General features: G+C 63.1%; 8 protein-coding genes. 1 reads left to right on the top strand and 7 read right to left on the bottom strand.

Annotated features, from left to right (window positions below; translation table 11 throughout):
- The 3 genes from AC1DT3_RS05155 to mnmE form a co-directional block, all read right to left on the bottom strand.
- Positions 1 to 306: 16S rRNA (guanine(527)-N(7))-methyltransferase RsmG (locus tag AC1DT3_RS05155; RefSeq protein ID WP_477464173.1), on the bottom strand; the 306-nt coding region annotated here is incomplete at its 3' end.
- An 8-nt stretch (positions 307 to 314) separates the two neighbouring features.
- Positions 315 to 2189: a tRNA uridine-5-carboxymethylaminomethyl(34) synthesis enzyme MnmG gene (mnmG, locus tag AC1DT3_RS05150; RefSeq protein WP_477464172.1), complete on the bottom strand. Its 1875-nt coding sequence runs from the start codon at positions 2187 to 2189 to the stop codon at positions 315 to 317.
- 210 nt (positions 2190 to 2399) lie between these two features.
- Positions 2400 to 3740: a tRNA uridine-5-carboxymethylaminomethyl(34) synthesis GTPase MnmE gene (gene mnmE / locus AC1DT3_RS05145; RefSeq protein WP_477464171.1), complete on the bottom strand. Its 1341-nt coding sequence runs from the start codon at positions 3738 to 3740 to the stop codon at positions 2400 to 2402.
- Between the two features lie 126 nt (positions 3741 to 3866).
- On the opposite strand from mnmE, the gene AC1DT3_RS05140 reads away from it, so the two are divergent.
- The gene (locus AC1DT3_RS05140) at positions 3867 to 5882 is read left to right on the top strand and encodes a thioredoxin domain-containing protein (RefSeq protein WP_477464170.1); all 2016 of its coding nucleotides are present in this window, start codon (positions 3867 to 3869) and stop codon (positions 5880 to 5882) included.
- A 194-nt stretch (positions 5883 to 6076) separates the two neighbouring features.
- Here AC1DT3_RS05140 and AC1DT3_RS05135 read toward each other — a convergent pair whose 3' ends face one another.
- The 4 genes from AC1DT3_RS05135 to hemE form a co-directional block, all read right to left on the bottom strand.
- Positions 6077 to 6811, bottom strand: coding sequence for a hypothetical protein (locus tag AC1DT3_RS05135; protein WP_477464169.1), 735 nt, complete (start codon positions 6809 to 6811; stop codon positions 6077 to 6079).
- A 134-nt stretch (positions 6812 to 6945) separates the two neighbouring features.
- Positions 6946 to 8211, bottom strand: a complete 1266-nt coding sequence (gene rho, locus AC1DT3_RS05130; RefSeq protein WP_477464168.1) for a transcription termination factor Rho — start codon at positions 8209 to 8211, stop codon at positions 6946 to 6948.
- Positions 8212 to 8408: 197 nt separating this feature from the next.
- On the bottom strand, positions 8409 to 8834 hold the full coding sequence (hemJ, locus tag AC1DT3_RS05125) for a protoporphyrinogen oxidase HemJ (protein WP_477464167.1): 426 nt from the start codon (positions 8832 to 8834) through the stop codon (positions 8409 to 8411).
- 3 nt (positions 8835 to 8837) lie between these two features.
- The gene (gene hemE, locus AC1DT3_RS05120) at positions 8838 to 9881 is read right to left on the bottom strand and encodes a uroporphyrinogen decarboxylase (RefSeq protein ID WP_477464166.1); all 1044 of its coding nucleotides are present in this window, start codon (positions 9879 to 9881) and stop codon (positions 8838 to 8840) included.
- Positions 9882 to 9972: the final 91 nt, after the last annotated feature.

Genomic DNA, 9972 nt, shown 5'->3' with positions numbered 1-9972 from the left:
TTTTCGCGCATTGCTTTCGACCAGATGAACGGCGAGACCAGTCTCAATGCCAGCAATAGCGACCACCAAACCGGGAAAACCGGCGCCAGAGCCGAGATCGAGCCACGATGTCGCATCGGGAGCCAGCGAAGCAAGCTGAAGCGAATCGGCGATATGACGCGTCCAAACATCGTTGAGCGTCGCCGGTCCGACGAGATTTTTGATTCTCTGCCAACGCTCCAGCTCGGATGCCAGAACTGCCAGTCTTTCCGTTGTTTCACGTGAAACATCAAAGCCCGCAAGGGCTGATTCCGCTTGAGTGACCATGATATCGATTAGTGTTTCGCAGGCGAATCGACGCGAGAACGTTTCACGAAAGCGGCCAGCAGCGTCAGAGCGGCTGGCGTGACGCCCTCGATCCGGGCCGCCTGCCCCAAAGTCTTCGGCCGAACCGTCTCCAGCTTCCCCTTGATTTCATTGGAGATTCCGGGAAGCGCGGAAAAATCCAAACCAGAATCGAGGACAATTGTCTCATCTCGTCGGTAGGCCGCAATATCCGATTGCTGCCGATCAAGGTACACTGCATAGGTCGCGTCGGTCTCGAGACGATCCCGAACGCCCGAAGGAACTGCGGCAAGCTGCGGCCATACGGAGAGAAGAGACTCCCATCCGAGATCCGGATAGGAGAGAAGCTGGTAGGCCGAACGGCGAATGCCGTCCTGATTCAAGGTCAGTCCGAACTCCGCCGCTTCTTGCGGCGTAATGCTAAGCCTCTGCAGCTCCACCCTGCATGTGTCCAGGGCAGCCTGGCGACGAGCATAATGGCCCGCCCGATTGGAGCCCACGCAACCCAAGGCAACGCCCTTGCCGGTCAACCGCTCATCGGCGTTGTCGATCCGCAAACTCAACCGGTATTCGGAACGCGAGGTGAACATCCGATACGGCTCGCTCACGCCGCGTGTGACCAAGTCATCGATGAGGACGCCAAGGTACGATTCGGCACGATCAAAGACCACGCCCCCTTGCCCACCAGCGCTGCGGGCAGCATTGAGGCCGGCCACAAGCCCCTGTGCCGCCGCTTCTTCGTACCCCGTCGTCCCATTGATCTGGCCGGCCAGAAACAGGCCACGGACCGCCTTCGCCTCGAGAGTTTGGTCAAGATTCCGCGGATCGACGAAATCGTACTCGATGGCGTAGCCCGGCTGAATCATCGCCGCCCGTTCCAATCCTGGGATCGTCCCCAGGAGAGCCGCTTGAACGTCCTCCGGCAAGGACGTCGAAATGCCGTTGGGGTAAACGGTGGTATCGTCCAGTCCCTCGGGCTCGAGAAAAATCTGGTGGCTGTCGCGGTCTCCGAAACGAACCACCTTGTCTTCGATGGACGGGCAATAGCGCGGTCCGCGACTAAGAATATCGCCCGAATACATGGGAGCGCGGTGGAGATTGCGCCGGATGAGCTCGTGCCCCGCCGCGCTCGTCCGGGTGATTCCGCACTCGATCTGAGGCACCGTGATGCGTTCAGTCAGAAACGAAAATGGAACCGGATCGTCGTCAGCCGATTGCTTGTCGATTCCGGCCCAATCGATCGTCCGCCCGTCCAGGCGCGGCGGTGTACCTGTCTTGAGACGGCCCAGATTGAAGCCGAAGCGATTCAAGGTGGCAGAGAGCCCCAGGGAAGGATTTTCGCCCATACGTCCCGCCGGAATCTTGCGTTCACCGATATGGATGAGACCGCTCAAGAAGGTCCCCGTCGTCAACACCACAGCGGCAGCGGAAATTTCGCGGCCATCCGCGAGGAGAAGGCCGGTAACACGGCCCTCGCGATCGATGCGCAGGTCATGCGCCTCACCCTCTATGACGGTCAGATTGGGGATCTGCGCGAGCTCGGCCTGCATAGCCCGCGCGTAGAGCTTGCGGTCAGCTTGAGTGCGAGGACCTCGGACAGCCGGCCCCTTGCGGCGATTGAGCAAGCGAAATTGAATGCCGGATTGATCTGCGACACGCCCCATGACGCCATCAAGGGCATCGATCTCACGGACCAGATGCCCCTTGCCCAACCCGCCGATTGCCGGGTTGCAGGACATGACGCCGATGGTGGATGCCTTGTGTGTGACGAGAGCGGTGCGGGCGCCGACACGCGCCGACGCAGCCGCCGCCTCGGCGCCGGCATGACCTCCGCCAACCACAACCACATCGAATCCAAGCTGCATGATTCTCTCCGAGACAGGTCTGTAGGACGCAACGCCCGAAAGGTCAAAGGTCGAAATGTTTCACGTGAAACATCCGATCGCCTCCCGGGTTATCGACTCCTTGTCCACAGGCTATCGACTCCTTATCGACTCGTTGTCGAGGCTGTTTTCCACCGACCTGCACACATGCTTCGACGCGTTCGCTCCCCACAAACCGATCATTTCGACGTCTCATTTTCCAATACAGAAACTCGAAAATAACCGGTCGAGGACGTCATCCACATCGACCCGACCGGTAACCTCGCCCACCGCATGGGCCGCCACGCGAACGTCTTCCGTCGCCAACTCCGAGGCCTGTCCCGCATGAAGCAGTTCCAGTGCGCGGCCCAACGCGGCGTGGGCTCGGGTGAGGGCATGCCGGTGCCGCTCTCGCGTCAACACTGCATCCCCGCGCCCGAGAGACCGCTCAGCTTCCTCACGGAGCGCAGAAAGGAGCGTCGCCATCCCCTCCCCCGTCGTCGCGGACAAGACGAGATCGACATCGTCTCGCATCCGATTCGATCCACCTGCGTTGTGGGTCTCCCTCTGAACCAGGTCGCCCTTGGTTCCCACCCGGATCACCCGTCCCCCGCTCGGCGCTGCCGGCGCTCCCTCCGGTGGGACGAGCCAGAGAACCACGTCCGCTGCCCGCGCCCGCGCCAACGCCCGCGCGACACCTTCCTGCTCGATGGCGTCGGTGCTCTCCCGCAAGCCGGCGGTGTCGACGAACAACACGGGCAAACCACCCAGATCGCACCGCACCTCGATGACGTCGCGTGTCGTGCCGGCAATCGGGGACACGATGGCGACGTCGCGTTGCGCCAGGGCGTTGAGCAAGGTGGACTTGCCGGCGTTCGGCGGGCCCGCCAACACGACGATCAGACCTTCCCGCAATCGCTCGCCCGATGGCTCGGCGAGGACCCGCCCAATGCCCGCATGCAGCTGAGCGATCCGGTCGGCGGCCTGCGCCTCCAAGGTTTCCGGAATGTCGCCCTCATCGGCAAAATCAAGGGAGGCTTCGAGCAGGGCGAGCGCTTGCAGCACGTCCTCGCGCCAGGCCTCGGCGACATTGCCGAGGCGCCCCTCGAGCTGAAACAGCGCCTGCCGTCGCTGCGCTTCGGTCTCCGCATCGATGAGATCGGCAAGACCTTCCACCCGGGTGAGGTCCATCTGCCCGCTGAGAAAGGCACGGCGGGTGAACTCGCCAGCCTCTGCCGCCCGACATCCCCCGACCCCCGTCAGTGCGTGCAGCACCGCGCCTCGGGTGGCGAGGCCGCCATGGATATGCAGCTCGACTTGATCCTCGCCGGTAAAGCTGTGCGGACCGGGCATGAAGGCGACGAGGGCCTGATCGAGGGGCTCGCCGTTGGCGGGATCGCGCAGCACCCGCAAGCTCAGATGGCGCGCCGGCGGAACTCCTCCGGCGATCGTTTCGAGGATGAATCGACTCCGCGCGCCACTGATCCGCACGACGCAGATGGCGGCGCGTCCGAAGCCGGAAGCAGCCGCGAAGATGGTGTCATCCGAGCGCATGCTCTGAACCTTTAAGGGCGGTGAAACTTTTAATCTTCATGCTCGATCGGTTCACATCCGAATCGGTCGAGGGCCGTCGTGTCGCTCGCGGCCCATCAGACCCTAACCGGCGAATCGGAACGATTGATGAATCATCTCGGCGCGGCGAGTTCTCCCTACCTTCTTCAGCACAAGGACAACCCCGTCCACTGGTGGGAATGGGGTGCCGCTGCCTTCGCCGAAGCGCGGGCGACCAACCGGCCCATCGTGTTGTCGATCGGCTATGCCGCCTGCCATTGGTGTCACGTGATGGCGCATGAGAGCTTCGAGGACGCCGACGTCGCCGCGGTGATGAACGCCCATTTCGTCAGCATCAAGGTCGATCGGGAGGAGCGGCCGGACGTCGATCACATCTACATGAATGCTCTGCAGCTTCTCGGTGAACAGGGAGGCTGGCCGCTCACGATGTTCCTGTCGCCGACCGGCGAACCGTTCTGGGGCGGGACATATTTTCCGAAAGAGCCCCGTTTCGGACGGCCGGGGTTCGTCCAGGTTCTGACCGAGATCGCCCGCCTCTATCACGCCGAGCCCGAACGCATCGAGAAGAACCGCATCGCCATGAAGGCGGCACTCGCAAAGAGCGCGGCACCGGAAGCGGGGGCGAGCCTGTCGCTCGCTGACCTCGACGGCATCGGGGCGAGCGTCACGACGATCATCGATCCGGTCGATGGCGGGCTGAACGGCGCCCCGAAATTTCCCAACCCACCGATCCTCGAATTCCTGTCTCGCTATGCCCATCGACGGGGAGACGCGACCGCCCGCGAGCGCTTTCACCTCAGTCTCGAGCGAATGGCGCTCGGCGGAATTCACGACCACCTCGGCGGAGGCTTCGCGCGCTATTCGGTCGACGCGCAATGGCTCGTGCCGCATTTCGAAAAGATGCTCTACGACAACGCGCAGCTCCTGGAGCTCTATGCCGTGGCGGCAGCCGAGACCGGCCGTCCCCTCTTCGCCGCCGCCGCCGAGGGAATCGTGACCTGGCTCTTGCGCGAGATGACCACTTCGGACGGCGCCTTCGCGGCGAGCCTCGATGCGGATTCGGAAGGTGAAGAGGGCCGCTTCTACGTCTGGTCCCTCGCCGAAATCCGGGATGTCCTGGGGAACGGGGCCGACGATTTCGCCGTCGCCTACGACATCTCCGAACAGGGCAATTGGGAGGGCACCAACATCCCGCACCGGCTTCGGTCGGGCGAAGCCAATCTCGACGACGAGGCCATGCTCGCGGACATGCGCGCCCGGCTCCTGGCACGCCGGGACGAGCGCCCGCGTCCGGGTCTCGACGACAAGATCCTGGCCGATTGGAACGGGCTGATGATCGCCGCGCTGGTGCGCGCATCGCTCGCGCTCAACGCACCCGACTGGCTGAAGCCCGCTCGAGACGCGTATCGTTTCATTTCCGAATCAATGACGCGCGACGGTCGCCTCGGCCATTCCTGGCGTCGTGACCATCTGATCTTTCCGGGGTTCGCCCTCGATCACGCCGCGATGATGCGCGCCGCGCTCGCGCTCTTCGAGGCGACCGGCGAGGCGTCCTATCTCGACGATGCGCGCCGCTGGCGGGATGTACTGTTCAGCGACTTCCGAGAACCGTCGGGTCTCTTGGCCATGACCGCCAAGACGGCCGATCCCCTCGTGGTGCGACCGCAACCCACCAATGACGACGCGGTTCCGAATGCCAATGGCGTCTTCGCGGAAGCCCTTGTCAGGCTTGCCCAGATCACCGGCGAAGACGCGGACGAGCAGGTCGCCATCGATGCCCTCAGCCGCCTCACGGGATTCGCCCGCGCCGCGCCGCTCGGCCACACGACCATCCTCAATGCGCTCGACTTGCATCTGCGCGGCCTCACCATCGTCGTGAGCGGCGAGGATACCGATCCCCTCACCCAGGCGCTGCGCGCTGCCGCCCTCGGCCTGCCCTACACCGATCGAACCGTCCACGTGGTGACTTCGGGAACGGAGCTGCCGACCGGCCACCCTGCGAGGAGGGCCGCCCCGTCGGTCGCGGATCCGCATGCCCTGGTGTGTGCTGGCATGCGGTGYTCGCTGCCCATCCAGACACCCACCGCCCTGGTCGAGCAGGCGCGCGCGATGCTGGGAGGCTGAGGTCGCACCGAAGGATGCTTATTCCCTCGACCGCGTACTTCCGCCCCGCGTCATGGCCGGGCGCGTCCCGGCCACCTCGATCGGTGAGGCGCAGTGTTCTTCTTGTCGGGGTCACCGGCACAAGCCCGGTGATGACACCGGAATGGGTGGCCACCGGTACGACGCCCATGGTCGCGCCGTCGAAGTAAAGACCTTTACGAGGCAGCGCGATGCCACACCCGCAGGTCGCCGATGGTTTCGAAGCCCGAGCGACGTGCCGAGGCGAGTTCCTCCCCGTGCTCGTAGCCRACGAGGAGCAGACCCGGGAACCGTTCCATCGCCCACCGGCCGAGGCCGTGCCAGACGGCCTCACTCTCCACCGACGTGGCGAAGAGATTGGAAAGTCCGACCACTCCCGCACCCCTGTTCAGAATGCCGCCGCCGAGGATCGCGCCATCGTTTCCTGTAAGCGCAGCGAAGACGATGTCCGGGTCCGCCAGCAGGGATGGTTTGAACAACCGCGCCGCCGGCGTGTCCGTCCAACTGGGATCTCCCGCGGCCCATGCCCGCTCCCAGCCGATGAGGTCGCTTTCCTGTCTCATCTCAAACCATCCGGTGCTCGCGGGTTTGTCGTCCGCCGCCGGATCGCGTGTGATCCATCGCGCATCGAAGACCGGCGCAAAGCCGAACGGTGCCAGGTCGAGGGACATGAAGCTGTCCTTGACCGCCCAGCTTCGGGTCGGCGATGTCGCGAACAATGCGGTCAGGGCCTCCAACTGCTCCGGGGAATCCGCCTCGGACAGGGTCACCGCATCGGGATAGTATCGGGGTGTCCCCGATCGATTGACCCAAAGCGCATTCTCGAACGCGCCGGGGCGGCCGTGCGCCCGGCAAACGGCATCGCACCACAGGGCGTTGTTGCGTGCGGCCTGCGCGACAATTCCGTCCATGATGACCCCTGCCTCCCATCGTTCCGTCTGCGAATCGTCGACCGCATTCGACCGTTGCCGACCTGCCCCGATCATAAAAAACCCCACCCTCGCGGACGAGGATGGGGCGATGAAATTCCGATCAGGTATTCCAATCAGGTATTCATGGAATCGAAGAATTCCGCGTTCGACTTGGTCTGGCGCAGCTTGTCCAGCAGGAACTCGATCGCGTCGACCGTTCCCATCGGATTGAGGATGCGGCGCAGAACGTACATCTTCTTGAGCGTATCGGCCGGAACCAACAGCTCTTCCTTGCGGGTRCCSGAGCGSGWGATRTCGATCGCCGGGAAGGTCCGCTTGTCGGACACCTTGCGGTCCAGGATGATTTCCGAATTGCCGGTGCCCTTGAACTCTTCGAAGATCACCTCGTCCATACGCGAACCCGTATCGATCAGCGCTGTGGCGATGATGGTGAGCGAACCGCCCTCCTCGATGTTACGGGCAGCGCCGAAGAAGCGCTTGGGACGCTGCAGCGCGTTGGCGTCCACACCACCGGTGAGAACCTTTCCGGAGGATGGAACCACCGTGTTGTAGGCGCGACCGAGGCGGGTGATCGAATCGAGCAGGATGACGACATCGCGGCCGTGTTCGACGAGACGCTTCGCCTTCTCGATCACCATCTCTGCGACCTGCACGTGGCGGGACGCCGGCTCGTCGAAGGTGGAGGCGACCACCTCGCCCTTCACCGAGCGCTGCATGTCGGTCACTTCTTCCGGGCGCTCGTCGATGAGCAGCACGATCAGATAGCAATCCGGATGATTGGTGGTGATCGACTGCGCCACGTTCTGCATCAGCACGGTCTTACCCGTCCGCGGCGGCGCGACGATGAGCGCGCGCTGACCCTTACCGATGGGCGACACGATGTCGATGATCCGCGACGAGAAATCCTTGCGCGTCGGATCGTCGATCTCGAGCTTGAAGCGCTCGGTCGGGAACAGCGGCGTCAGATTGTCGAAATGGACCTTGTGGCGGATCTTCTCGGGATCCTCGAAATTGATCGTGTTGACCTTCAGCAGGGCGAAATAGCGCTCACCTTCCTTGGGGCCACGGATCGGGCCGTCCACTGTATCGCCAGTGCRCAGGCCGAATTTGCGGATCTGCGAGGGCGAAACGTAGATGTCGTCGGGACCCGGCAGATAGTTCGAGTCGGCCGACCGCAAGAAGCCGAATCCGTCTTGCAGCACTTCGACGACGCCGGCGCCGATGATCTCGACTTCCCGCGCGGCGAGCTGCTTGAGGATCGCGAACATCAGCTCCTGCTTGCGCATGGTGCTGGCGTTCTCGACTTCCAACTCCTCCGCGAAGGTGATGAGCTCGGTCGGGGTCTTGGATTTCAGGTCTTGAAGTTTGATTTCCCTCATCGGGGAACACTCTCAGGTCAGATGGATCACGTCCGGGAGCCCGAACGCGTCACGAAAAAGGAAGGAGATTCGACAGGGCCGCCCGGTCACGATTGTGATTTGGGAGGGCCGGAAAGCCCGCTACAGCACAACCTGTCTTTTTTGGAAGAGACCTAACCCTTAGCGCTAATCGCGCCAATCCTCAAGTCCGGTGTCGTTCAGAACGGTTTGACGATGACGAAGATGACGATGCCGATCATCAGAACCGTCGGCACCTCGTTGAGCACGCGGTAGAATTTCGCCGGGCGCACGTTCCGATCGGCAGCGAAATCCTTCACGCAGCGAGACAAGAAACCTGTCATGCCGGACAACACCAGCACGAAGGCGAGCTTGGCAYGGAGCCAGCCCGACGACATCCAGCCCCCTTCCCAGATCAGAATCAGGCCGAGGATCCAGGAGATCGCCATGGCCGGGTTGATGATCGCCTTGAGCAGGCGCCGTTCCATGATCTTGAACGTCTCGGACTGAATGGAGCCGCGCTGCGTTTCGCTGTGATAGACGAACAGGCGCGGCAAGTAGAGCATGCCCGCCATCCAGCTGATCACGGCAACGACGTGAAACGCCTTGATCCAGAGATAGGCCATCTCTCAAGCTCCTGCGCCGCGGACGCGGTCGATGAGTTGCTGCACGTGTTCGACCGGCGTTTCGGGCACGATGCCGTGGCCGAGATTGAAAATATGCGGACGGGCGCGCACAGCCGAGAGAATCCGGTCGATGCCCGCATTCAAGGGTTTGCCGCCGGCGACCAGTGCCAGAGGGTCGAGATTGCCCTGGCTCGCCACATGAGCGGGAAACGACGCCAGTACGTCCTCGGGGGCGAGCGTCCAATCGAGGGCGAGGGCGTCGCCGATGCCCTCCTCGTGGAACCGGTGCAGATGAGCCCCACCTCCCCTCACGAACACGATCGCCCGTGCTTGCGGCCGTGCCGCCTTGAGACCGTGGACGATTTGGCGGATCGGATCGAGGGACAGACGCTCGAACAAGGCCGGTGGCAGGGCCGAACCGAAACTTTCGAAGATCTGAACGGCCTCCGCGCCCGCATCGATCTGGCGGATCAGATAGGCGGTCGAGGCCCGGACGAGCCTATCGATGAGAGCCTGCATGAAGGCCGGATCGCGGTAGGCGGTCAGCCTTGCCGGTGCCTGGTCCGGAGTGCCCTTCCCCGCGATCATGTAGCTCGCCACGGTCCAGGGGGCGCCACAGAAGCCGAGGAGCGTGGTCTGAGACGGGAGTGCCGCGCGCAGGCGATCGAGGGTTTCGAAAACCGGATCGAGCCGGTCGAGCGGCAATTCGTCGGCAAGCCTCTTGAGATCACCCTCGGAGGAAATGGGTTCGAGCTTCGGCCCCTCGTTTTCGACAAACCGCACGTCTTGGCCAAGGGCGTGGGGAATCACCAGAATGTCCGAAAACATGATCGCCGCGTCGAAACCGAACCGGCGGATCGGTTGGAGGGTGACCTCCGTCGCAAGGTGGGGATTGTAGCACAGATCGAGGAACGATCCGGCTTTGGCGCGCGTTTCCCGGTACTCCGGCAGATAGCGGCCCGCCTGCCGCATGATCCAGATGGGGAGAGGCCAGACGGATTCTCCGGCGAGAACCCGCAGGATTGGTTTGGTTGAGGCTTCGCCCACAGGGTCTCCTATCAATCTTAGAATCTTTGAATCTTAGAATCTGTTGTTTCTCTTGGAGCGTGAATCGCGACGCCGCAAGCCTGTCCACAAC

Source organism: Microvirga sp. P4_G7 (assembly GCF_056401005.1).
This window is presented reverse-complemented; position numbering and strand designations above follow the sequence as displayed.

Coding starts and splice junctions, on each gene's coding strand:
- mnmG (WP_477464172.1), bottom strand. CDS start 2,189: ATGCAGCTTGGATTCGATGTGGTTGTGGTTGGCGGAGGTCATGCCGGC.
- mnmE (WP_477464171.1), bottom strand. CDS start 3,740: ATGCGCTCGGATGACACCATCTTCGCGGCTGCTTCCGGCTTCGGACGC.